The sequence below is a fragment of the Paenibacillus sp. Soil787 genome (genome assembly GCF_001429545.1).
Classification (GTDB): Bacteria; Bacillota; Bacilli; order Paenibacillales; family NBRC-103111; genus Paenibacillus_E.
Genome location: NZ_LMSP01000001.1, coordinates 570197 through 595707 on the forward strand (window position 1 = coordinate 570197; position 25511 = coordinate 595707).

Genomic DNA, 25511 nt, shown 5'->3' on the forward strand with positions numbered 1-25511 from the left:
GAAACTTTCTCGGTGCTCAATAATTAGTATGCTTATTATCCTTTCGTTAACGGGGTGTGAGCAAGCTGCTACTTCCAGCGTTCCTGGTGCCCTTTCTTCAGTAAATCCCACGGCTTCGCCCGATCCTACTGTTACACCTAAACTTGGCATAGTTCCTACGAACAATACATCAGCCTCTAGCCCGATTAAGGAGTCGGTTGGATTTGAGACAGGTTCCCCAAAGGAAGAACCCGTAGTATCAGATGCGAAGAAGCAGACGAAGAAGTCAGCCTTAAAGCCCATTTATTCGGTTGGAAAAGGTCAAGTAGCAATAACCATTGATGACGGTCCGACGAAATATACGGAGGAGCTGCTCAAAGTTCTAAAGGAACAAAACACACATGTCACTTTTTTCTTCATTGGACAAAATGCGGCTGCTTTTCCGCAGTCTGTGACAGAGGCTGTCTATGAGGGTCATGAGGTTGGTTATCATTCGGACACGCATCCTCACATGTCGCAAATGACCTATGACGCACAGGGAAATGAGTTTAATAGCGGTCTAAATAAAATTATAAAGCTCGATAAGCACCCGGTCACATTATTTCGTCCGCCCTACGGTGCCTATAACAACGATACCAAGCTCGTAACGGAAGAACACCACATGCAAATGGTGCTGTGGAATGAAGATCCCAAAGATTGGGCAACAACGGACCCTTCCAAAGTCGTTAAAAGTGTGTTAGCTCAAGTTCAATCTGGCAGCATTATCGTTATGCATGATCATCCTTCTACCATAGCGGCTTTGCCGGACATTATTAAAGGCATAAGAAAGAAGGGGTATACATTAGTAACGGTGCCTCATTGAGATGGAAACTGCTCAATTAAAATAATTTCTATAATTCTACTCCATCGCAGATTGAATCTTGAATCTCTTTCTAGGAAATAGCAGCAAAATAGTTGTTCCTTTGTTCCTTTCCGTTTCAGCCAAAACGATGGAGCCGCCGTGCTTATGCATGACGCCGTAGCAATAGCTAAGACCAAGGCCAAACCGTTCCGGACTCCGCTTCGTCGTGAAGAACGGATCAAATATTTTCCCGATATTTCCCTCAGCGATACCGGAGCCGTTGTCTTTGACGGTGATCGTCAATTTGTTCTTGACAACATTCGTTGAAATTTCCAAAGTTCCTTCACCCGGCCGCATCGCATCGACTGCATTTAAACACAAGTTGTTCAATACTTCCTTTACATGCTCGATATCGCACATCAATTTTCCGTTCGCTTCACAACTCCATACGATGGTCATGTTTTTCGCTTCGACGATGGGCGATAACGTTTGAACGGCATAGTCAATAATAGTCCGGAGCGGATAAGGGCTCTCGAGCAGAACGATGTCGTTTGTCTTCTCCTTGATCCGATTGATCATGTACAACATATGTCTGGTCAAATGGTCGATGACCGTCAACTGTTCGATCGCCGTTTCGGGCTTCCCGTTTAGAATATGGGTTTTCGTCCGTTCATTCAAGTAGTTGATTTTGGACAACTCGTTTTTTATCGAGTGGTTTAATATGGATGTGCCTAATGTGAGCGCTCTCATTGAGTAATCGTATTTTTCTTGCTCAAAATGCACTTTGATTCCCCAAATGCCGTATTTCACGCCAAAAACTATAAAAAAAACCACCATCAACAGGATAAGCAAATAATTGAAATGCCATAAACCGTTGCTTTCAAAAACAAGTCCGTCGCTCTCGAACGACAGCCGAGATGTGCCGAGAAAATCCATCGAATACGACCAAACCATAAGCATGATCGTTACGCTTGCCGTTCGTACACGGCTCCTTCGGATCAGAATATTTCGTTCCTTCCAACTCCCGAGAATAAATAAAAGACAGCTGGCCAGCATATACACCCCGGCTATAAACCGGATTGAATCCATTTCGATAATATGCGGCGGTTTAGTGGCGAGATGGCGGATCAACGCAAGGATAGGCGGAATCGCCAGCAGCGCAATAACGGTCTTATTTCGCCTGAACGTCCGATTGAAAAAATAAATGGAACTGGAGAGGAATGCCCAGTCCACAAAATAGCTGTACAAATACGCTGCCATCAGACTGATTACGTTCAGTGACTGATGGACCTGGGGTGAAAGGGCAAAGTGTTTAACAAGGAAAGGAATTACGATCAGACTCAGAGAAACCGCAAAACTGCCGCATCCCCCAATGATCAAACAAATCCCCATGGCTAGCGGGAATCCGGATTTACCGTTGCGGATCAGGATCGTAGCGATCGTCCATACAGATAGGAACATAAGGATGTAAATGATGGTGACCCCCTCCGAAACTATTTGATGGGCAAGAAAGAAACGTCCTCCTTATTATACATATTCCGGCATTGAATTAGGTTTAATTTGGAGACAAAAAAAACCCCGAAAGGTTTTTTTTGTTATCTTCATGAATACCATTGAACAGACGGCAAATGGATTAGCGTATAGCCCCCGGGGATTGTTGTTCTCCCTAGTAATTTGTTCGTAGCCGTATCGTATTCGTCGACGTAAACGTTGAAGACTTTCTTTCTGTACGTTACGACCGGCGTCCATACGGGTCCTACGTTCGCATAATAGGAGTGACTGTAGTAGTATATGGAAGGTGACTGAGGTTGCCCTAATTGTTTTCTGAAATTATAAAGCTGATCGCTTACCGATGCGTCTACGAAGTCCGTATAGGAATATACTGTGCAATACTGGCTATTGGGATTTTGCAACGCATAGGTGGATAGACAGCTACCATCAACGGTTTCGGAGGATACGTACGGACTAAGGGAATATTTGTAATAAGTCGTTGCGGCGTGCGCCTTATTTCCTTCCCCTACAGCAAGAGTTGCAAAAATCATAACAAAACTCAGAATCATGAATAACGTTTTTCTCATTTTCTTTTAACACTCCTCTTCTCGATTAAATAAATTTCGTTCGACAAATATGAGTATAGTCGATACTTTAAGATCAGGGGAGTATGATTTTTTTCACCCCAGCGTCAGCTGAGTATTTGCCTCGCCTTAAACATTTTGCCCGGAAAGCATAACAAGAAGGTGGTGCCTTTGTTATATTCCGTCTCAGACAAATGAATGGAACCGCCATGTTTGTGCATGACGTTGTAACAATAACTAAGACCGAGCCCAAATCGGTCCGGATTCCGCTTCGTCGTAAAGAAGGGATTGAATATATTCTCGATATTGTCAGCGGAAATACCGGTGCCGTTATCTTTTATGGCAATCGTCAATTTTTTCATGATGACATTGGTTGAAATTTCCAAAATCCCTTTGTCTGGCTGCATCGCATCCACCGCGTTTAAACACAGGTTGTTCAATACTTCCTTCATATGTTCGATGTCGCATACCAATTGTCCGTCCGCTTCGCAGCTCCAAACGATGGTCATGTTCTTAGCTTCGACGACAGGGGTTAACGATTGAACGGTATAGTCGATCATTGTTCTGAGCGGATAAGGGCGTTCCACCAACACAATATCGTTCGCCTTCTCCTTGATTCGATGGATCATATTCAGCACATGGCTCGTCACTTGATCGACGATTTCAAGCTGTTCGACCGCCGTTTCATGTAATCCTTTTTCCAGATAAGCTTTCGTTCGTTCATTCAAATAGTTGATTTTGGACAGCTCGTTTTTGATCGAGTGGTTTAATATGGAAGTGCCTAACGTGAGCGCTCTCATCGAGTAATCGTATTTTTCTCGCTCAAACCGAATTTTGATACCCCAAATACCATATTTCACGCCAAACACGATGAAACTGACCAACATCAACAGGATGAGCAAATAATTGAACTGCCATAGATCGTTGCTTTCGATAATCAGGCCGGTACTCTCAAAAGATAGCCGCGATGCGCCGATAAAATCCATAGAATAGGACCAAACGAGGGCCATGATTGTTACGCTAGCCGTTCGCACGCGGCTCTTCCGGATAAGTGCATTTCGTTCTTTCCAACACCCGATAACGAATAAAAGACAAGCGGCCAACATATACATGCCGGCTTTATACCGGATAGACTCGATATCTATAATATGAGGTGGTCTCGTGGCGAGATGGGAGATCAGCAAAAGAATAGGCGGAATCGCCAGCAGGACAATGATTGTTTTTCTCCATTTGAACGTCCAGTTGCAAAAATAAATGGAGGCGACGAGTGTTGCCCAGTGAAAAAAGTACCAGTACAAATAAGCTCCAACGATCGTTACAGCAATCAACGTCTGCTTGACCAGAAGCTGGAGAACATGATGCTTTTCCAGGAAGGGAATAACGATAAGGTTCATGGACACTGCAAAACTGCTGCTGCCCCCAATGATAAAAGCGATTCCCATGGCCAATGAAAATCCGGATTTGCCGCTTCGAATCAGTAAAGTCGCAATCGTCCATAAGGAAATGCACATAAGAATATAAATGATATGGAATACCTCCCCAAAAATTAATCTTTTATTCAAAAAAAGAAACCCATATAATGAAGATATTAATGGAAAAACGGATTTAGTAAAAGAGGGTATGTTCGTGCACAAAATAAAAGTTTTGCTAGTGGAGGACGACGCATTTTGGAAGAAGCGATTGTCGGAAGACTTGGGAGCCGAAGCGGATATCGAGGTGGTAGGAATTGTCTCCTCCCGAGAGGAAGCAATCGCTTTTTTTCAGCAGAGTGAGGCGAATGTCGTCTTGCTCGATATCAATTTGACGGATAACAATCTCGACGGTTTGGATGTGGCCCGGGATATATACCGCCTGTCGACGCCGCAACGTCTGATCCGGATTGTCATGCTGACTTCCTTGGACGAAGAGGATGTCATTCTCCGTTCATTTCAGAATGGCGCTGTAAATTTTATTACGAAATCCAGCTGCCAGGACATCCTGGGAGCGATTAGGGACGCTTACGCCGGTAGGTCGTCCATACATCCGGATTCGGCGCCAGTCCTTGTTCGGGAAATGCAGCTAAACGTCCTTACACCGATGGAAAGAGAGGTTTATAAACTGAGAGCGAAGGGTTTGAGCAAGACGCAAATTTCCGAAAAGCTGTTCAAATCGGTCAACACGATCAAAACGCAGTTGAAAAGCATTAAAAACAAGTTGTGGAGTGAAGACCATCAAGACAAATGAAGAATGAAAATTAAGATCCCCGTAAATGGGTTTTTTTTATTTTTCAAAACGATTCCAAGGCTTTTGCCGGAGACTTCGTTTCATCAAAGGAGACAATTCTTCTGCTTCAGATGTTGCACGAAATGAAATACGCTCCGACATTGCAGAGATACTCAGGGGAGGGTGAAAAAAATCATCCTTCTCAGCATGCAGAACATAAATCATAATGAAGGCTAAGCAAATATAATCGGTTTATATATCATTCGATAGATGGCCGATGACAAACAAATTGTTAAGATGATTCATGAGGTCAGAATTTTTCCAAAGGAGGATGTTTTATGATGAGAAAGGTTGCGTTTTGTCTGTTGATAGCTGCCACTTTACTTGTTTCCGGTCTTTACGGTTCCAGCGATCACGCCATGGCCAAAGTTAATGAGTACGAAGGGCAGCATTGAATGTATCCGAAGGGGTGATAACAGAAGCAAATGAAAATGAAGGTGGGAAAACACAGTATCATCGAGATGCACGAGCTCGTTTTTCATAAAGAAAATGAAGCCGAAGTGGTCATTGGCCGTACGGAAACTAATACGTTCATCTTGCTGCCTGCAATTGGGCACGAAACCATTGAATTAATACAGCGAGGATTAACAATCGGAGAAACTGAACACAACTTGTATCAAAAATACATTGAGCCTTTCGACGTTTCCGCTTTTGTCGAAGAGTTAATAGAAGATCATAAACTCGTGTACCGCTTAGATGGCAATATCGTAAATAGCCGTGTGCAGATCCAAGAACATTTCACTTGGCTTCATGCCAAAACCGGCCGTTTTTTCTTCAATCCGATCTCTTATTTCATGTATTTCGCCATACTTCTATCCGCTGCGGGCATCGTATTCCTTCATCCCGCATACATCCCGAGTTATAAAGACTTCCTACTTACTCCTTCTACACCATTGAACATAACATTTTCCCTTGCAGCAGCTTGGTTTCTTCTCTTTCTTCATGAATTTGCACATTTGATATCCGCTCGTTCTTTGGGAGTCAATTGCAGAATCGGACTTGGCCACAGGTTGATATTTCCGGTCGCTGAAACTGATATGTCCGGCATTGTCGTTGTTCCGCGAAATCAAAGATACAGCGCCTTTATAGCCGGAATGTGCTGGGATATTGTTTTTTTATCAGCAGGCGTATGGCTTGAGTGGCTTCATGATCTGCAAATGATCGTTATGAATGAGAATGTCCTGTACACGATCCGTTTGATCAACTGTAATTTAACTGCGCTTATCCTATTCCAGTTTCTATTTTTTATGAAAACCGATTTATATTATGTGTTCACGAATTATTTCCGCTGCCCGAATCTGCTGGAGCATACATTTTTATACTTCAAATGCCGCTTTAATTCAAATCCCCAATTGACCGAACAATGGGATGAAGTCTCAGTCATGGAAAAGAAAATCATCTATGGATTTGCCTGGTTCTATATGGTCGGGGGTTTGGTAACGGTAACAATATGGATCCTCGTTCAACTTCCGAATCTATACAGGTTCATAAGCGCTTCGATTGCACAAATGTCCAAAATGCCTCTTCTATCGTGGAGCTTCGCAGCCGGCATACTGCTGATCGGTTTATGTTTGCTTCCAAGCGCAGTTCTCACCTGGTCATGGATCAAATCGATTAGAAGCAGGTTCATGAAAAATGGCTTGAAAGGAGGTGAGCAAATTGAAAAAAATTACAATCAAACCCGTTAAAACAGTTAAAACGACAGGTCTCACTCTGAACTAATCCCTATCGCACAAAGAACAGCAGGTAATAGGCAGGGGAGCCTTGGCAATCTATGGCTACCCGCTTATTACGTCCCTGTAAGAAATATCAGGGAAATCGGAGGGAAGAACGTGACTTTGAATATGACCTTGAAGCCGATGGTGAAAAAAACGGTATTTATCAGGGAACAGGAAAAAGGGTTGATTCGCGTCGGCGAACTTTTTCCTGATCGTGCTGTTGAAATAGAAGATGAGGACGGGTTCATTCAGCAGCTTATTGGGCGGATGGATGGAACCCAAACAATCAATCAGATTTTGGCCGAACTCCAGAGCCTCGATACAACGGTTACAGCAGAAGAGCTTTCTGAGATAATTAGCGCGCTTGATGCTATCGGTTTGCTCGATAACCAGGCGTCAGCCGCATACGGCAGCTTTTCATCTACGGAGCTGGAGAGGTATAAAGCGAATTTGAACTATTTTACTTCCGCTTCCAGACTAGCAAACAGTCCTTGGGAGATGCAGCGAGGGCTCAAACATGCGAAAATAACCGTTATCGGCGTCGGAACCCTCGGCTCGGGCGTGCTGTTTAACCTTGCAGGTCTAGGCGTCGAAAACGTTCGAATTGTCGATTTTGATAACGTTGAATTGAGCAACTTGAACCGACAGCTGTTATTTAAAGAAGAGGATATCGGCAGACGAAAGATTGATGCGGCGAAGGATTTTATCCGCAGATTTCATTCCCGGATGGAACTGGAATGTATTCCGGGCGAAATAAGATCAACCGAAGATGCGGAAAATGCCATCGCTGATAGCGACTTCGTGGTGCTTTCCGCAGATCAGCCTCATTTTTTGTTGGAACGTTGGGTAAATCAGGCTTGCGTAAAGCACGGCATTCCTTTTATCGGTGGTGGGGTGAATGCTGTAGAAGGGCAGCTATATACCGTCGTCCCTGGAAAAACAGGCTGCCTGGATTGCAATTATCTTTTACACAGCCGGCAGGATGAGGACTATCTCCCATTCATCCAGAGTTATGTCTCCTCCGGCTTTAAAATGCCCAGCACAGCAATAGCGCCTAATTACATGCTTTTAACCGGGATGGTGTGCGGGGAAGTGGTGCGCATGATCACAAGGGCGAATGCTGCGCAATCGGAAGGAAAAGTGGTTTCCATTCATTTCGAGACCTTTCAAACGCAAATCAAGATGGACTTCTCCAGCCCATCCCCGGATTGCCCTACATGCGGTCATGGCAAGGGTAAGGAACCTATTTTCCGGTTTTTTCGTGACTTGGAAGAATCAACCCAAAAATGCAGAGGAGGTTATTAGCTTGAAAAAAATCAAAATCAAACCGGTTAAAACGGTGAAAACAACAGGATTGGCAACTAATTAAAAGATTATTGTCGTTTGGGCAAGGGAAATGGTATTTTTGAGGGGTTCGGCTCGAACCATTGTTGTTGATGTGACTATTGATAGCGGGAAATCAAAAAAGAACCTGAGTATTTTATCAGGTTCTTTTATATTGCATATAAACAGACACGATGATATAATCTGATTACGACTTTGACAATTTACATCGGCATAATTATTGCATCTTACACTTTGAATATACCATGCCGGTAAGCTCTTGTCAATTGTTTTTTCTCAATTTAATGGTGAGGAGAGATGTTGAATGAGTACTTTGGTTCTCGGTTTTCAGGGAATGGAAAAAACGCAGCTTTGGCTCGTTGGCGGAAAAGGATTGAATTTAGGGGAATTATCAAAAATTCAAGGGATACAAGTACCGGAAGGATTTTGTGTTACAACAGTGGGGTACCAAAAAGCCATCGAACAAAACGAAACGTATCATGCTTTGTTGGATCGACTAACCATGCTAAAGGTAGAGGATCGAGACCAAATTGGTGAAATCAGCAGGAAGATTCGACAAATCGTTACGGAAGTAGAAATCCCTTCCGATGTTGTGAAAGCAGTTGCTCACTATCTCTCCCAATTTGGCGAGGAACATGCTTATGCAGTGCGTTCTAGCGCGACTGCTGAAGATTTGCCGCATGCTTCTTTTGCCGGTCAACAAGATACTTATTTAAATATCATCGGCAAAGATGCGATCTTGCAGCATATCAGCAAATGTTGGGCTTCGCTATTTACGGATCGCGCGGTAATCTACCGTATGCAAAATGGATTCGACCACAGTCAAGTATATTTATCCGTTATCATTCAAAGAATGGTTTTCCCTCGGGCTTCGGGGATATTATTTACCGCTGATCCAATAACCTCTAACCGAAAGCTGCTATCCATCGATGCCAGTTTTGGACTTGGAGAAGCGCTGGTCTCTGGCTTGGTATCTGCCGATTGTTATCAAGTACAGGAAGAGGAAATCGTCGAGAAGAGGATCGCAACCAAAAAATTGGCTATCTATGGAAGGGAAGAAGGCGGAACAGAGACAAAGCAGGTCGATCCTGATCAGCAGATGTCTCAAACACTAACTGAGCAACAAATTTTACAACTGGCACGCATCGGAAGACAGATCGAAGCTTATTTTGGCTGCCCGCAAGATATCGAATGGTGTTTGACTGATGATACATTTTATATTGTCCAGAGTCGGCCGATCACTACTTTATACCCGATCCCTGAAGCGAATGATCAAAAAAATCACGTCTATCTATCTGTTGGTCATCAACAAATGATGACAGCTCCCATAAAACCATTGGGATTGTCTTTTTACCTGTTAATTACTCCTGCACCTATGCGTAAAGCCGGTGGGAGGTTGTTTGTTGATGTTGCACCCAGGCTGGCTACACCTGTCGGCCGGGAAACTTTATTAAATACCGTGGGATCCGATCCGCTCATAAAAGGCGCACTCATGACCATAATAGAGCGAGATTTTATAAAATTGTTACCAAATGATCAAACAGCACCGATTCCGGGCAGAAGTAATACAGATATGCTGGCACAATTCGAGAACGATCCGACAATCGTTTCTGATTTGATTAAGCGTAGTCAAACATCGATAGAAGAGTTAAAACAAAACATCCAAGTGAAATCGGGATCGGATTTGTTTGATTTTATCCTGGAAGATATCCAGCAATTAAAGAAGATCTTATTTGACCCACAAAGTTCGGCTGTGTTTATGGCTGCTATAAATGCTACATCATGGATCAATGAAAACATGAACGAGTGGTTAGGCGAAAAAAACGCAGCAGATACTCTTTCTCAATCTGTACCGGGCAATATTACTTCGGAAATGGGTCTGGCGCTATTGGATGTCGCAGATGTGGTTCGTTCTTATCAAGAAGTAATTGATTTTTTGCAGCATGTAAAAGATGATAACTTTTTGGATGAACTCGTTAAGTTTGATGGTGGACAGAAAATTCAAGACGCTATATATGCATATCTCAATAAATACGGGATGCGATGTGCCGGAGAAATCGATATTACGAAAACTCGTTGGAGCGAAAAACCAATTACACTTGTCCCCATGATTCTGGGTAACATCAAAAACTTTGAGCCTAATGCTGGCCATCGAAAATTTGAGCAAGGGCGCCAGGAAGCTTTGGACAAAGAACAAGAGTTAATAGATCGATTGAAGCAATTACCGGATAGTGAACAAAAAGCCAAAGAAACAAAACGAATGATCAGCCTAATCCGGAATTTCATCGGTTATCGTGAATATCCAAAATACGGCATGATTAATCGCTACTTCGTATATAAGCAAGCTTTACTGAAAGAAGCCGAACAGCTCGTACAAGCGGGCGTTATTCATGAAAAAGAAGATATCTACTATCTCTCTTTTGAAGAACTTCACGAAGTCGTCCGCACAAACAAACTTGATTATCAGATCATCAACAAACGAAAAGACGATTACAAATTTTTTGAAAAACTAACTCCTCCACGTGTAATCACGTCTGATGGTGAAATCATTGCAGGTGAGTACAAACGAGAGAATCTGCCAGCCAATGCGATTGTAGGTCTACCTGTTTCTTCCGGAGTGATAGAAGGACGAGCACGTGTCATCTTAAACATGGAAGAAGCTGCTCTTTCAGATGGAGATATATTAGTTACCTCCTTTACTGACCCTGGCTGGACACCATTGTTTGTATCCATTAAAGGACTAGTCACCGAAGTTGGTGGACTGATGACCCATGGAGCAGTTATCGCACGTGAATATGGCTTGCCAGCAGTTGTTGGGGTGGAGAATGCTACCAAACTGATAAAAGATGGGCAACGAATTCGCGTACATGGAACAGAAGGGTATATCGAAATATTGTAATGGCTGAATACGTCAAGTAAGAGCCTCTGTCATAATGGACGGTAATTAAATGCAACCTGTCATGGATAAAATGGCGGTTACCCTGTTCGTCCTTCCTTTTATCTACCCATCTTAGGCTTTAAGAACTTATTTATTTGATGATCGAAAAAACACATAATATAATGTGTAACAATATATGAGAAGACAAATGTCGGGTGACAAGAACATTATCTCATCCCCGACGGATCGTAGGAAAGTGGAGACTTTTACGATTAAGCTAAACGGGTAATTTAGTTTAGAAAAGTATTTTTACAAGGCCATCCGTCTCTATCTTTCTACCTCTTTTATGAAAAAATCGACTGATCTACTTCCACGTAGGCTGAAGCTGAATAGCTGGATCTGGTCGATGCACGCCCTTTGGCTTGTAGCCAAGCAGCGAGCTGTAGCCGCATAGATCGGCCAGCAGCCAAATAATGCTCAGCCACATTTCCGTTCCTTGCAGGCCCGGATGGAACGAGCGCTCCAGCTCGAAACTGAAGCCTTCGCCATCAACCCATTGATCAAGCGCCCGATTTAGCTGCTCCTTTGCCCATTGCACGGCTTCGTATCTGCGGTAATCGGTTTGCTTTGCGCATAGCCACAGAGGGTGAATCACATCAAGGACATTGCAAGCGTTCCCCAAATCATGTCGGAAAAATTTGCGGTTGCGGCTGTGCGCCAAAATCGTATCGATGGCCGCTTCAGGGTAGGGAAGCGGCAGCCCAAACTGGGCGAACGTTCCACGGGTCAGCCGGTAGAAGCCGTTCACTGGCTGCAGCCATTGCTCTTCAGGAGTTGGCAGTCCCCACATGCCGCTAAACGGGTCCGCTTGGGCATACAGCCAACCGAACAAATCATGAGGCAGCTTGCCGCCGCAATGCTTCTGATTTAAGTAAACCCCAGTCCCGAAGCAGTCAATCCAATCGCCGGCCGACCAGGCATTAGTTTTCCAAGGTAGCGACTCCAACTTGCTATAAAGTGGACCACCTTTCAGCTCCTCCACGGCACGAATAGGATAGGGCAACGTTGCATCCAGCAGTTCCAAAGCGTAGCCAACGGCCAAAAGGTGATAACGGGACAAATGATCCGTCAACCGTGAAGGATCATTGTCAGCCATTGGAGGATTCCAAGGATCAGGTAATAGACCGCTTACTGGATCTTGGAAGCCGCGCAGCTTGGTGATAAGTTCTTCTTTGCTCAAACCGGGTGGCAGCGAGTCGAACAAGGCAGCGATTTCGATAGCGTCGCACCATGCGCGGACTGTTTTTTTGGTACTGGGCACAGACTTATCCAAGTAGATTTGTCCATCCTCTGTTTGTACGTAGTAATAGGCGAGCATCTCCTGATGCTGCGCTTTCACTTTCGCCCCAAAAGCAGTCAAAGCGCTCTCCAGATCTGAAGAAGGCGCAGCGGACGTACGGGTTCCCTCTAAGCGGTTGCGGATGACTTTGGCGGGATTGCCAGCGGCAATGGCATAAGCCGGAACATCCTTGGTGACGATCGCCCCAGCCGCAACAATGCTGTGGGCGCCAATTGTGACGCCATCCAGCACGACTGCATTCGCGCCGATCCATACATCATCCTCGATGATGATCCCCTCCGTGGTTGAAGGTTGCTGATAGATGGGTCGCGTCGTATCTTCATAACCGTGATTGAAACCGAAGATGGATACGTGTGACGCAATGCGGACCCCGTCACCGATCTGAACACGGCCGGCAACGATCGCATAGGCATTGACTGTGCTGTTGCTGCCGATCTGAATAAGTTCCCCGCGAACCGTTGCGCCTCCCGCGATGTAGCTTTTCTCTCCGATGGCAAATCGCTCAGGAAAGAAATGAGCTTTCCGAGAAACATAGCTGCTCGTTCCAAACTCCGCGTCGTACCTGCTTGCAAGAAATTGCTGCCATTCTTTTTGCCTCTGGCGCTGATCTTCCGTAGTCCGTATCCAGGGCATATAATCAAGTTCCTCATCCTGCCAAAGCTGCGAACTTTCTAGTGTTTTATCCATAAAGTCTCCTCCTAAGGATGTTCTTTTCTTAATGTATCAGATTTAATAAATCAAATAGAATAGCGAAAACAGTTATTTTCATTTGTAAAAAACGCTCCTTCCTATGCTACAATCGAGTAAAGTTAATTGGGGAGTGAGTGATGGAACTAATGGAAGGGATAGCAGTAAACAATCTGGCACTGCGTGTGTTATGGGTGTTCGATAAACATACAATGCCTGGTTGGACGGATATTCGGCAAACAACGGATGTGCATACCTTTTATTGGATTGCGGGTGGAGAGGGGACTTTTACAGATGAAGAAGGGGAGTCCTATCGGGTTCGAAAAGGGCATCTGGCCTACCTGAAACCAGGCTTTCGCCTCAACATGAAAACGGATGCGGAGAATCCTGTAAGGATACTCATGGTACTAACGGATATTGGCTATCTGCCGTATAGACGGAGAGCGTGGGGGAGCGTAGAGCCGCTTTCTATGCTGCCTTTTCCATTCTTGAGAACGTTCACAAGCGAGCAGACGAAGAATGTAAATGAAATTTTTCAAAGTCTGATCGAAGGCTGGATACCTGGTGATCAGGGAGGAACGCTGCTGGATCAGCTGAAGCTGCTCGAGCTCATACAGTTCCTTCATGAGATCAAGGAAGAGGAGATGGAAGATCGCCCAGCCAAAGAAGCTTTTGCACACATGAAAAATTATCTGGAGACCCATTATTCAGCCAATATCAAGCTAAGTGAGCTTGCCGATCGATTCGGAATTTCTGAATCCTATTCGCGTAAGATGTTCCTGAAGCAGCTTCAGCAAACACCGAAGCAGTATCTTCAGTCGATTCGGGTCGGACATGCAAAACAACTGCTGGTGTTTACGGATATGTCGATGAGGGATATTGCGATGGCTTGTGGCTACGGAGATGAGTTTCATTTTAGCAAAATGTTTAAGTCGAAGACGGGGAATGCCCCGTCGGTGTATAGAGATTCAGGGAAACGCTAGAGTTGTTGAGTTGGTGAATATCTGTCAATTTTTGAAAACGGTATACAATGCAGGGATATGATACGTTTATCTCAAGACTTATAATTCGTTTTTCTCAATCGAACAAGTAATTGGACACCTTATTGTCAGAAAATTAATATTGAAGGTATTTGAGTTTATAATCTTCCAATATACTTTTTTCAATTGATCCATGTAATTTTGTCATCTCTTTCATAATGAGCTGATAGGTCTCATTTTTAATAATATGTTCAGGTTGGTCTAGATCCAAAGAGTTTATATAAGTAATCCGATTACCAGTAGGTGGGTGAGTAGCATCTAAAAATGAGTTATCTAAAAGCTCTGTTCTTTTTATCCTTTCTAGTTCTTTTCCAGGTATCGTTAAGACTTGCTCAACAAAATCTTCAAAAAAATGACCCTCTCTCTTTGTGTTAATAACTTTAAGTATAGTGAATTCAAATAAATTTTGGAGATGCAGCTTATTTAGCAGCGAAAGGATTGCTGCTTTTCCTGCTGTTTTGGCCGCAAATTGATCTGCCAAATATTCAGCACGTTGAGAGTCACGCCAATTGAGATGGCAAAGTAAGTACAAGAGTAAATACAAAATCTTTGATACTAGAAGCAGAATTATATTGGCAAAAATCATAAAAAATGCACCAGAACGGTATTGTGTATCAAAAATCTTGTCCGGATTTGTGATTTGAAACCAAGAAGATAATGTGTTAATTGCCGAACCAACCCATAAGCCTCTATTGAGATCACCAGTTATTCCATGAGCGATTTCATGGGAGATGAGAGCAACAAGTTCATCTTTATTTAAAACGAACAGCAAGGGTAACCCTAAACGAAGTATTTTCTTCTGTTTCCAACCAATTTGAGTAAATGAGGCATTAAATTTCTCATCAATAATAATTCCATAAACCTTATCAGCATTTAATACGGATGAGATTTCATCAGTCATCTTGTACAAGTTTGGATAATGCTCTCTAGCGAGAGGAGGATGAGGAAGCTTATTTGGTTTCGGACGGGTAATCCAAGCTATCACCATTAGATATATGCCTAATAGGATAAAGAGTACATTCGAAAAATCACTTTTAATTAAATAAAGTCCTAATAGGAAGAAGCATAAACTAACTAAATGGATAAATGAAGAAGCAAGTAAAGTCAACAATTTCAAGCTAGAGAATGTAGAGTTGATTTCATAAAATTCTAGATATTCCTCCTAGTTCTTAGATACTGACATAATAACATGAAATAAATGGAAAGTATTGAGGTTTAGCAAAATTGAAAAAATACTAAACTAGTTATTTTATCCAATTGCAGGTGTATCATTGAGGATGACGAATAGATAACCTAAATACGAAGTTAGGTGGTGTGAAATCATGAAAGTTCTTGTTACCGGTGCTGCCGGCAATGGTGGTCAAGCTGTCTGCAGAGCATTAATTCAAGCCGGTTTTTCGGTTAGGATGGCAGATGTTATCCCTCCAAGTGTGGACGATTTGAAAGAAATCGAATTCGTTAGGTGTGACACGAGAAGCCCGGGTGATGTACGTGCAGCGGTAAATGGCATGGATGCGGTTGTTCATCTAGCAGCATGGCATTGTGCACATAACCCACCCGTTAGCGATGAAACGATTTTTGCTGTAAATGTGGATGGGACATTCCATGTTCTGGAAGCATGCAGACAAGCTGGGATTCAATCTATTGTATATGCTTCTTCCATGGCATATGGATGGTGGTCGGTCTATGGCGTAAGTAAAGTAATTGGGGAAGATCTGTGTAAGACTTATCATGAAATGACCGGTGCATCAATAGCTATGCTTCGTTACCATGAGTTCATACCTCGCCCCTACTTAGAATTCGGAGCACGTTTGCTTCGTAATGGAGTGGATAGAAGGGATGTTGCTGAAGCTACAGTTGCTTCTGTCAAGGCGGTTTTGGAGAAAAAAGTGGGGCTTTTTCGTACAATTGTTCATACGAATCATGGCATGCCGATAGATGTAGTCCAAGACTTCAAAAATTATGGACCAGAGTGGTGTGAGAAACAGGTTCCAGGCGCAATTGATTTGCTAAATAAATACGAAATCGAATTGCCCGAGCAAGTGGAACAACATGACCTTTCTGAAGCTGAAAAGGCAATTGGATGGAAACCTCGTTATGGCTTCCTTGATTTTTTAAAAGACTTAAAAGCACGTGATGAGAAGGGGATCGATGTAACACACTTGAAGGTGCCTTCTGAAATCCCAGCAATGTGATAGTCGTTCAAAGAAGCTGTACCGTTGGTTAGGTGTCGAATGACGGATGCACAACCACTTAAAAGGCTTATGCTTGTATCTTGTATGCGTAAGCCTTTTTTGTGCTAATTTTCGTTATTTCGATATTCGACTGGCTTTCAGCGAGAGCTTCGCAAGCGGAAGCTCGCCGGTAGAGCGTGAGAAGTCGAAAATCGACTTCTCAGCAGTCAGTCCCGCGCCTCCGCGCTAGGTAAGCGCGGAAACCGCGCTTATTCGTGCGCCACCGAACCAATAGGCGCGAAAACCGCGCTTTCAGCGAGAGCTCCGCGAGCCGAAGCTCGTCGGTAGAGCCTGAGAAGTCGACAATCGACTTCTCAGCAGGCAGTCCCGCGCGTCCGCCCTGTGAAAGCGCGGAAACCGCGCTTATTCGAGCGCCACCGAACAAATAGGCGCGAAAAGCGCGCTTTCAGCGAGAGCTTCGCAAGCGGAAGCTCGCCGGTAGAGCCTGAGAAGTCGAAAGTCGACTTCTCAGGAGTCAGTCCAGCGCGTCCGCCCTGTGTAAGCGCGGAAACCGCGCTTATTCGAGCGCCACCGAACCAATAGGCGCGAAAAGCGCGCTTTCAGCGAGAGCTCCGCGAGCGGAAGCTCGCCGGTAGAGCGTGAGAAGTCGAAAATCGACTTCTCAGCAGTCAGTCCCGCGCCTCCGTGGTATGTTTTCAACAACGAAAAACATGAGTACGTGAATAATGATGCAAATTTTTTTCCATTTAGAATGAAAATGGGTTATTATAATAATGAAATAATAATAGAAAGTGGGATCAATCGTGGGCCGAAAGTGGAATAACATTAAAGAGAAGAAAGCCTCTAAAGATGCAAATACAAGTCGAATTTATGCTAAGTTCGGCCTTGAAATTTATGTAGCAGCTCGGAAGGGTGAACCGGACCCTGAAGCGAATCGTGCTCTGAAAGTTGTACTCGAACGGGCAAAAACCTATAATGTGCCGAAAGCAATTATTGACCGCGCCATCGATAAAGCAAAAGGCAGCTCAGATGAAATTTATGAGGAGCTTCGTTATGAGGGCTTTGGACCAAACGGTGCGATGGTCATTGTGGACGCTCTCACGAATAATGTGAACCGTACTGCTTCAAGCGTACGTGCAGCATTTAGTAAAAATGGCGGTAATATGGGTGTAAACGGCTCAGTCGCTTACATGTTCGATGCTACGGCTGTCATCGGTATTGAAGGCAAGAGCATTGATGACATCATGGAAATTTTGCTGGAAGCGGATGTAGACGTTCGTGACATTACTGAAGAGGATGACATCGTGATGGTTTACGCTGATCCGGAGCAGTTCCATGCTGTTCAAGAATCATTCAAAAAGGCTGGAATCACGGAGTTTGCCATTGCTGAACTGACGATGTTAGCTCAAAACAACGTCACCTTATCGGAAGAAGGTCAAGCTCAATTCGATAAATTGATTGATGCTTTGGAAGATTTAGAGGACGTGCAACAGGTGTATCATAACGTGGAATAACCAAAAAGAAAATTGGTCTCATAGAACAACGAAAAAAGCTGGTTCCTGTACGTAACAGGAACCAGTCTTTTTTTGAATGCTACCATAGTTAACGAGAATTTGATCGAGTTTTTTAAATAGAAAGTTCTTGTTAATGACAGCCATTTCAATATGGATCCATCTACGAGATCTGTCTGCCTTATTAAGGGACCTATGTTGAAGTTGGTAAGCAGAGGAAGCATCATACTCCTAACAATTGATGATCTTCCAAAGACCAATTACATCATTTAATTGTATAATGCAAGTATATAGTTTCGTCATACAAACAGGAGGGGAATCGTCATTAAGGCAAATGAAATCATGGTTCGTCAAGTCTACAAAGTAAAAGAAGGCGATACTGTACGCGACGTGATTGAGAAATTTATTAAACACAGAATCAGTGGGCTTCCCGTTGTTAACGATCGGAATGAAGTGGTCGCTTACCTTAGTGATGGAGATATTATGCGCTATATCGGAAAGCATGAGGACCAGGTCTTTGGTACTTATTTCTACACAGCAGTCATCAAGGGAGATAAAGAAGAGTTTCATGAAAGAGTTCGCAGCTTGCTTCCTTTGAATGTCATGAAAATCGCCCAAAAGAAGGTGATTGCCGTAGACTCCGATGAGGATATTGAGCAAATTGCTGCCATATTGGGTAAAAAGCGAATAAAAAAACTGCCGGTTCTTAAGCAAGGCGTACTTGTCGGAATAATCAGCAGGGGCGATGTTATTCGGCATTCCTTCCAATCCATTTTATAAGGGCACTAACGAAAGAAGAAAAAATACAGCAATGAGAAAAAAATCCCTCAGCAGGTGGGGTGATCATAGGCAAGATAGAGGGTGTATACAAAGAACAAGGAGCAGACTGCAGCTGCTCCTTGTTTTTAATTGATTATAACGTTTGTCCACTATCCACAGTAATGATCTGACCTGTCATTGCTTCTTGTTCCAAGGCTGCACAGATAAATTGAGCAATATCTTCAGGTGTTGAAATGCGCTGCAGCAGAAGGTTAGGAGCTAACCTCTTCATATGTTCTTCCCTTCCAGCCCACCATCTTGTCGCGACGGCTCCCGGTGCAACGCAGTTGACTCTAATATCTGGAGCTAAGGCTCGTGCTAACGATTTCGTAAGACCGTGAATTGCCGCTTTGGATACGACGTATGGAAGAGAGGAGCCTAATCCTGTTTGTCCCGCTATACTGCCGAGATTGACGATCGCTCCTTGTTTATTCATTTTCATATAAGGGGCAACAGCTCGTGCGCAGTTAAACATCCCTTTAACGTTAACACCATAAAGTTCGTCCCATACTTCTTCCGTTACTGCTTCTAGATCATCAAAGGGGATATGTCGTGTAATGCTGGCATTATTCACAAGCAAATCAATCGTTCCGAATTGTTGTACCAAGGTATCAACCATTTCCCTGACTTCCTTGTCTTGAGAGACATCGGCTTGCACGGCAATTGCTCGTCCGCCATTTAAATTAATGATTTGTGCTGTTTCTTCCGCATCGGCTTTAGAACGCGAATAGTTCACACCGACGATTGCCCCTCGCTCAGCAAGTGCCAGGCAAGTAGCCCTTCCGATCCCTGTACCTCCTCCAGTAACTAATGCCACTTTGTCTTTTAAATCCATATTAGTCATCTCCTTTTGCTGCACTATGATATTAATGATTGTATATTGCTAGTTTATATTTGTATAATTGAATTAATTGATTGATATGTTCAAAAAAAATGAACTCGGAGCTAGAGGTATTACGATGGATCTCAAAACATTAAAAACGTTTCAAATGATTGTAAAGTACGGTAGTTTTAACCGTGCAGCTGATGAAATGAATTATGTGCAATCCACCGTTACGATGCAAATTCAAAAGCTTGAATCCGACTTGGGCGTTCAGCTTATAGAACGGGCAAAAAAAATCCGCTTAACCGAAGCCGGGAGACTGTTCTACGAACAGAGCTTGCAAATTGTAAAAAATATAGAGCAATTAGAAACGAACTTGTCGGATTTGAAATTAGGCGAAAGCGGGAATATCCGTTTAGGGGTGACGGAGCCAACTGCCAGTTATCGGCTACCTGCAATCTTAGAGAGGTTTTTAACACAATTTCCGAAAATTCGTATCTCTGTGGAATTTGCGAACACGCCAACGTTGAGCGAGCGGCTTCTCAAAGGGGATATTGACTTGGCTCTTTGTTCGGCACCGGATCTGGGATCCGAGCTCATCTTTGAACCCTTATTTAAGGAAGAGTTTGTGGTCTTGCTGCCTGAGAACCATCCACTTGCCCAAAAAGCGGTTATTGCGCCGGAGGATATTCCGGGACATCGCCTGCTCATCACGTCAGCAACTTGTCCTTACCGCAGAAAACTTGAGATGGTATTGCAGGAATCGAGGAACATTCCAATAGATACTATGGAGATTGGCAGTATGACAGCTTTGAAATATTACGTCGAAAGCGGACTTGGTATTGCCCTTGTGCCAGAGATTATTTTGAAACCAGTTCCTGCAGGTACCACGATTCGACCTATGAGCGGCAACCTTATAGACATGACTTTCGGCATTCTCTCCAAGCCATCGGAATATCCGTTGAAACTGGCAAGCTCAAAGCTTTACCAATTTCTGAAGCAAGAACTTCTTGAACAATTCCCTGATTGACTCAAAAACTCAGACCCTCAGCCCGTTGCTGTGGGTTTTTTGCTAGCAAATTACAAAGACCGTTAATTATCGTTATATTTCTGAAAATAATCGTGTAGAGATCTCTTTGATTTCATTCCTATAATGGACATGAATGTAATTATATTGTAGAAGGAGAGATTTTATGCGAGAAAGGATTGCGAAATGGGTTGCATTATTCATGCTTTTGTTTATGACGGTCCCAACCAATGCGGGTATTGGCGTCCAAACAGCGTATGCGGAAAGTCAAACCTATGAAGCGGAAGCCGCGGTTAATGTTTTAAGCGGTAACGCATCCGTAGCTGAATGCACCGTATGCTCGGGCGGAAAGAAGGTAGGCGGGCTCTATCAAGGAAGCTCGCTGCAATTCAATGGAATTACCGTGAGCGAAGCTGGAAGCTATAAGGTGTCAGTTTCTTACATATCCGGCGATCCTCGTTCCGTGAACATCCGTGTAAATGGGGGGATTGCGGGAAATTTCGATTTTCCCAAAACGGCTGACTGGAGCACGGTTGGCACTTTTGATGTCACGCTTCAATTAAATGCCGGTACGAATGGTATCGTGTTCGACGACGGTAACTGGTATTCGCCGGACATTGACAAGATCGTTGTAGCGCCCACTACAATTCCCGGTGGAGGAGGCGGAAGCGAACCGCAGCAGCCGACATACGTCCAATATTACGAGGCGGAGTCTGCTGAAAATATGCTTGCTGGCAAAGCTTCCGTGTCCAATTGCGGCACGTGTTCAGGAGGTAAGAAAGTCGGCAATCTGTATCAAGGAAGCTCGTTACAATTCAATCAAATCCAAGTGAATGCACCCGGTATCTACACGGTGAAACTGTACTATATTTCCGGCGATCCCAGGTCTGTTCAAGTCAGTGCGAACGGAGGGGCGTCCGAGCTCTTTGATCTGCCGAAAACGACGGATTGGAATACGGTCGGCACATTTGACGTTGATCTTTCTTTAACGGCGGGCAGCAATACGATCATCTTGTCTGACGGAAATGCTTACTCCCCTGATATCGACAAGATTGCAGTAACGCCCAAAATTGTTACGTATGAAGCGGAGTCTTCTACTAACACACTGACCGGCAAGGCAAGCATTTCGAGTTGCAGCAGCTGTTCTGCTGGCAAAAAAGTCGGCAATTTATATCAAGGCAGCTCCCTGCGATTTAATGATGTCGAGGTGGGATCAACCGGGAATTATCAAGTAACGGTTTCTTATATATCCGGCGATCCTCGTTCTGTACAAGTCAGTATAAACGGCGGAGCCGCTGAAACGTATGATTTTCCGAAAACACCTGACTGGAACACGGTGAGTACGTACGTAATTCCTTTAGCTTTAGTGGCTGGCAGCAATACGATCCAGTTTGCTGACGGCAACGGCTACTCCCCGGATTTGGATAAAATCGTGGTCGGTCCCAAGATTGAACCGGTTCCTGGCGAAGATGATAACGTCGGCGGAAGTCTTGGCGATCCTGGCGAGTCGAAACAGTACGGTTCCATCACCGTAACGCATTATACGTATGGCGCGACTTTTTCGAACGGTGAGACGACCATTTCGTATCATACAGACAGCGGTCTGGCGGATTATTCCTGGAAGGATGCCAAAATTGTAAAAGGCGTATACGGCAGCTTACAATTAGGCGAACTAGTCACCAGCAAGAGTTATACCCATCATACCTTATCGGATGCTGCGATCGTCCCGGTTCATGACGGTTTCGGTACTGGGCTTCGGTTTACTGTCATCAACGAATCGCCTGGTAAACCTGCGCTTCATCAAATCTATACCGTGTATGAAGGAAAGAGCTTCTTCCTGACTCAATTAAAAGCGGTGAATGCTTCATCTATGACCACAAATAATATTGCTCCTGTCGTCGTGAGCAATAGCGGCGGTGTGGATATTGGAAGCTATGCGGATAACAGAGCGCTATTTGTCCCATTTGATAATGATAATTGGATTCGGTATAAGGCCCAAACGATCAACACTTCGAACACGGGTTATGAAGTAACGGCTATTTATGATAACGCGAATCGGAATGGTATCGTGATCGGCTCCGTCACTCACGATACGTGGAAGACGGGTATTACATGGAACGGTTTTAATAACAAATTGAATAACCTGACGGTGTATGGCGGAGCATCCTCCAACATAACGCACGACGCTGTGCCTCATGGAAGCATTTCTGGTACTGAATTAACATCACCAACCGTGTTTGTCGGCTATTTTGCCGATTACCGTTCAGGTCTTGAGGAATATGGACGTGCGAACGCCGTGTTCACTCCGCCATTAAGCTTCCATGGCTCTGTTGCCCAAGAAGTTCCGGTGGGCTGGAACAGTTGGGGGGCCTTCGGCAGCAATCTCACCTACCAAGATGTCATAGATACGTCGAATTACTTCAATACACACCTTAAAAACAATTCTTTTAACAACAAAGGTGCACTCTACATTAACTTGGACTCCTATTGGGATAATTTAACGGATACCCAGCTGCAAAATGCGGTGGCAACCATCCGTCAAAATGGTCAGCAAGCCGGTATTTATTGGGGACCCTTCGTTTACTGGGGCAATAATATGAGTCAAACTGTCGAGGGTACGAACAATCAATATACGTACGAAGACATTGTATTGAAGGATAGCACTGGGAAAATCTTGCCTACTTTGGACGGCGCCTATGCGCTTGATCCGACTCATCCGGGCACGAAGGCACGAATGGATTATTATTTGGGCAAATTTAAGGCTTTAGGTTTCACTTATATCAAATTGGACTTTTTAACGCACGGTTCTTTGGAAGGGAAGCATGCTGACCCAACCGTGACTACTGGTATTCAAGCTTATAACCAAGGGATGGCCTACGTGAACAGTGTCATTGACGGCAGCATGTTCATTAGCGAATCGATTGCGCCGTTATTCCCCAGTCAATATGCACACAGCCGTCGAATCTCTTGCGATGTGTATGGCAAAATCAGTGAAACGGAATATGAGCTGAACGCGCTCACCTATGGTTGGTGGCAGAATGGTACGATTTACCCGTACACGGACCCAGATCATATGGCGTTGTCGAGGGCAAGTTCCTTGGACGAAGCGCGCAGCAGAGTAAATTCTGCCGTTATTTCCGGCACAGTATTCTTGGATTCCGATGACGTTCGTAATGAGAGCGCTCAAGCCTACATGAACGAATTGTTGACGAACAAGGCAATTAACCGAGTTGCTTTACTAGGTAAAGCTTTTGAAGCGGTCGAAGGGAACTCTGGAGCAAATGCGGCCGATACGTTCGTACTGAACGACAATGGTACGTATTATGTGGCTGTCTTCAATTACAACGGTGCTTCCTCTTCGACGAAGTCCATCGATCTGGCCCGTGCGGGATTGAATGGCATCAGTAACTATCTACGAACGGATTTATGGGCAGGAACCGAGGATAAGGTGAGCGGTAAGATGATCGTAACCCTGAAGCCGGCCGAGTCTAAATTGTTTAAGCTTCAGCTTGATTCAATTGCCCCTGCCACGAGTGTCGTCTTCGATGGGATCAGCGGCTCCGGAACCTTTACCAACAAAGACATTACTATGACATTTAACGCAGCGGATCAGCCAGGAGGCACCGGATTACTGTTGACTGAATATCAGCTGAACGGTGGAAATTGGGTAACGGTTAACGGACCTGTAACGCTATCCGAGGAAGGTGTATACAGCATTCATTATCGTTCGAAGGACCGATACGGTAATGTGGAGGAAGCTAAGCAAGCGACTGTCGGCATTGATCGCACAGCACCCGTTGTCCGAATAACCGATCCATTAACCATCTGGCAAACAGATTCGTTGAGCTTGCCTGTTCAGATCACGGATGCGTTAAGCGGTGTAAGCAATAGCTCCGTTCAATTGGATAAGAAAATTGTGGGCAATCCAATCAAAGCTGCTCCTGCAGCTTTAGCCGTTGGAAACCATGTGATCGAGATCACCGGGGCGGATATGGCCGGCAATGTAACGGCGAATACGTATACGCTACAGGTACAGATCGATGCCAATCATTTCATGGATCTCATCAACATCGGTGTTGCGAACGGTTCGATAACGATTTCAGACAAAGGCAAGGAGTTGCTTACCAAAGTGGAAGCGATTATTCGTAGCAACAATAAAGAAGTGACTGTCCGCCAATTAAAGGCGCTGCGCATCTTTGTGGAAGCTTTAACCGACAAAAAGATCACCAAAGAATTCTCAGTGATCCTCATCGCCGACATCGATTACTTGATCAAAAATGCCAGTAAATAGCTGTAAGGATAAGAGGCTGTCCCAAAAGGGTTATAGACCCTGAGGGATATCTATCTAGAAGATGTATCCATGAGGACTTCCGCCAATAGGGGAGGTCCTTTTTGGTTAGAGTTGTTCTTAACGGAACGACAAGCCTCTAAAGTGGATGAAATGCGCTGAAAATTGAATTAGCGGAACGAGAGGGCTTTATTTGATGAAATTTGTGCTATTCGAAGCTAAAAACAATGGAATAGCGTCGCTACGTTCCTCGTTTCTTGAATTAGAGCATATTTCACGTAAATAGAGTCTCTACGTTCCCTTTAGTGGAAGCCTGCCCTGATGGTTGCAATGTATCCATGAAAAAGCTGCCCCTCTAAGTGTCACTCTTTATTTACAATTTTTGGAGGTTAGGGGTAGGCGACGAACACCTTCGTGAAGATAGATAGGCTATCGCGGTTAGCCAATGTTGTAGTTTGTACAAAAATCCACGCGTCATAGGCTATTTTGCAAGCTGATGTTGTAGTTTGTACAACAATTCGAACCCATTTGTTGCGAAATGGCCTGTATATGGTCCAAATTGTTGTACGTTATGCAACATCAAGGGGAATGAGGCGGATATTGGCTGAAATTGTTGCATTTTTTACAACATCGTTCAACCGCGCATAAGCGTTACTTCTCTTGG

General features: G+C 44.2%; 17 protein-coding genes. 11 read left to right on the forward strand and 6 right to left on the reverse strand.

All coding sequences use genetic code 11. The annotated features are described in order from the left end of the window. The first annotated feature begins 28 nt into the window (after positions 1–28). Positions 29–841 carry a polysaccharide deacetylase family protein gene (locus tag ASG93_RS02315; RefSeq protein WP_056828407.1) on the forward strand — a complete coding sequence of 271 codons (813 nt, stop codon included), beginning with the start codon at positions 29–31 and terminating at the stop codon, positions 839–841. Between the two features lie 36 nt (positions 842–877). Here the strand turns inward: ASG93_RS02315 and ASG93_RS02320 are convergent, their stop codons facing one another. From ASG93_RS02320 to ASG93_RS02330, 3 genes are all read right to left on the reverse strand, one after another. Next, positions 878–2281 carry a sensor histidine kinase gene (locus ASG93_RS02320; RefSeq protein WP_056828409.1) on the reverse strand — a complete coding sequence of 468 codons (1404 nt, stop codon included), beginning with the start codon at positions 2279–2281 and terminating at the stop codon, positions 878–880. Between the two features lie 140 nt (positions 2282–2421). Continuing rightward, positions 2422–2898, reverse strand: a complete 477-nt coding sequence (locus ASG93_RS02325; RefSeq protein WP_056828411.1) for a hypothetical protein — start codon at positions 2896–2898, stop codon at positions 2422–2424. A 104-nt stretch (positions 2899–3002) separates the two neighbouring features. Next, positions 3003–4457, reverse strand: coding sequence for a sensor histidine kinase (locus tag ASG93_RS02330; protein WP_156410762.1), 1455 nt, complete (start codon positions 4455–4457; stop codon positions 3003–3005). A 64-nt stretch (positions 4458–4521) separates the two neighbouring features. Here ASG93_RS02330 and ASG93_RS02335 point away from each other — a divergent pair, with 64 nt between their 5' ends. The 4 genes from ASG93_RS02335 to ppsA all read left to right on the forward strand — a co-directional run bounded on the left by ASG93_RS02335 (position 4522) and on the right by ppsA (position 11118). Then, a complete protein-coding gene (locus tag ASG93_RS02335) occupies positions 4522–5118 on the forward strand; it encodes a response regulator (RefSeq protein WP_063891758.1) in 597 nt (198 codons plus the stop codon). Positions 5119–5582: 464 nt separating this feature from the next. Next, positions 5583–6845 carry a hypothetical protein gene (locus tag ASG93_RS02340; RefSeq protein ID WP_056828418.1) on the forward strand — a complete coding sequence of 421 codons (1263 nt, stop codon included), beginning with the start codon at positions 5583–5585 and terminating at the stop codon, positions 6843–6845. A 144-nt stretch (positions 6846–6989) separates the two neighbouring features. Continuing rightward, a complete protein-coding gene (locus tag ASG93_RS02345; protein WP_056828420.1) occupies positions 6990–8180 on the forward strand; it encodes a ThiF family adenylyltransferase in 1191 nt (396 codons plus the stop codon). Between the two features lie 343 nt (positions 8181–8523). Beyond that, positions 8524–11118: a phosphoenolpyruvate synthase gene (gene ppsA, locus ASG93_RS02350; RefSeq protein ID WP_056828422.1), complete on the forward strand. Its 2595-nt coding sequence runs from the start codon at positions 8524–8526 to the stop codon at positions 11116–11118. A 343-nt stretch (positions 11119–11461) separates the two neighbouring features. On the opposite strand, the gene ASG93_RS02355 is transcribed toward ppsA, so the two are convergent. Then, entirely contained in the window at positions 11462–13144 is a 1683-nt protein-coding gene (locus ASG93_RS02355; protein ID WP_056828424.1) for an acyltransferase, read from the reverse strand. 140 nt (positions 13145–13284) lie between these two features. Between ASG93_RS02355 and ASG93_RS02360 the strand changes: the two genes are divergently transcribed. Then, positions 13285–14127 (forward strand): AraC family transcriptional regulator, encoded by an 843-nt coding sequence (locus tag ASG93_RS02360; RefSeq protein WP_056828426.1) that lies wholly within the window; start codon positions 13285–13287, stop codon positions 14125–14127. Between the two features lie 133 nt (positions 14128–14260). On the opposite strand, the gene ASG93_RS02365 is transcribed toward ASG93_RS02360, so the two are convergent. Further along, complete coding sequence (locus ASG93_RS02365; RefSeq protein ID WP_056828428.1) at positions 14261–15172, reverse strand: M48 family metalloprotease; 912 nt, start codon at positions 15170–15172, stop codon at positions 14261–14263. A 334-nt stretch (positions 15173–15506) separates the two neighbouring features. On the opposite strand from ASG93_RS02365, the gene ASG93_RS02370 reads away from it, so the two are divergent. The 3 genes from ASG93_RS02370 (at position 15507) to ASG93_RS02380 (ending at position 18670) form a co-directional block, all read left to right on the forward strand. Beyond that, the gene (locus tag ASG93_RS02370; RefSeq protein WP_056828430.1) at positions 15507–16379 is read left to right on the forward strand and encodes an NAD-dependent epimerase/dehydratase family protein; all 873 of its coding nucleotides are present in this window, start codon (positions 15507–15509) and stop codon (positions 16377–16379) included. 803 nt (positions 16380–17182) lie between these two features. Continuing rightward, a complete protein-coding gene (locus ASG93_RS02375) occupies positions 17183–17893 on the forward strand; it encodes a YebC/PmpR family DNA-binding transcriptional regulator (protein ID WP_056828432.1) in 711 nt (236 codons plus the stop codon). A 321-nt stretch (positions 17894–18214) separates the two neighbouring features. Further along, complete coding sequence (locus ASG93_RS02380; protein WP_056828434.1) at positions 18215–18670, forward strand: CBS domain-containing protein; 456 nt, start codon at positions 18215–18217, stop codon at positions 18668–18670. A gap of 133 nt (positions 18671–18803) precedes the next feature. Here ASG93_RS02380 and ASG93_RS02385 read toward each other — a convergent pair whose 3' ends face one another. Then, on the reverse strand, positions 18804–19544 hold the full coding sequence (locus tag ASG93_RS02385; protein ID WP_056828436.1) for an SDR family NAD(P)-dependent oxidoreductase: 741 nt from the start codon (positions 19542–19544) through the stop codon (positions 18804–18806). A gap of 124 nt (positions 19545–19668) precedes the next feature. Here ASG93_RS02385 and ASG93_RS02390 point away from each other — a divergent pair, with 124 nt between their 5' ends. Further along, positions 19669–20562, forward strand: coding sequence for a LysR family transcriptional regulator (locus ASG93_RS02390; RefSeq protein WP_056828438.1), 894 nt, complete (start codon positions 19669–19671; stop codon positions 20560–20562). Positions 20563–20725: 163 nt separating this feature from the next. Further along, the gene (locus ASG93_RS02395; protein WP_056828440.1) at positions 20726–24850 is read left to right on the forward strand and encodes a carbohydrate-binding protein; all 4125 of its coding nucleotides are present in this window, start codon (positions 20726–20728) and stop codon (positions 24848–24850) included. Positions 24851–25511: the final 661 nt, after the last annotated feature.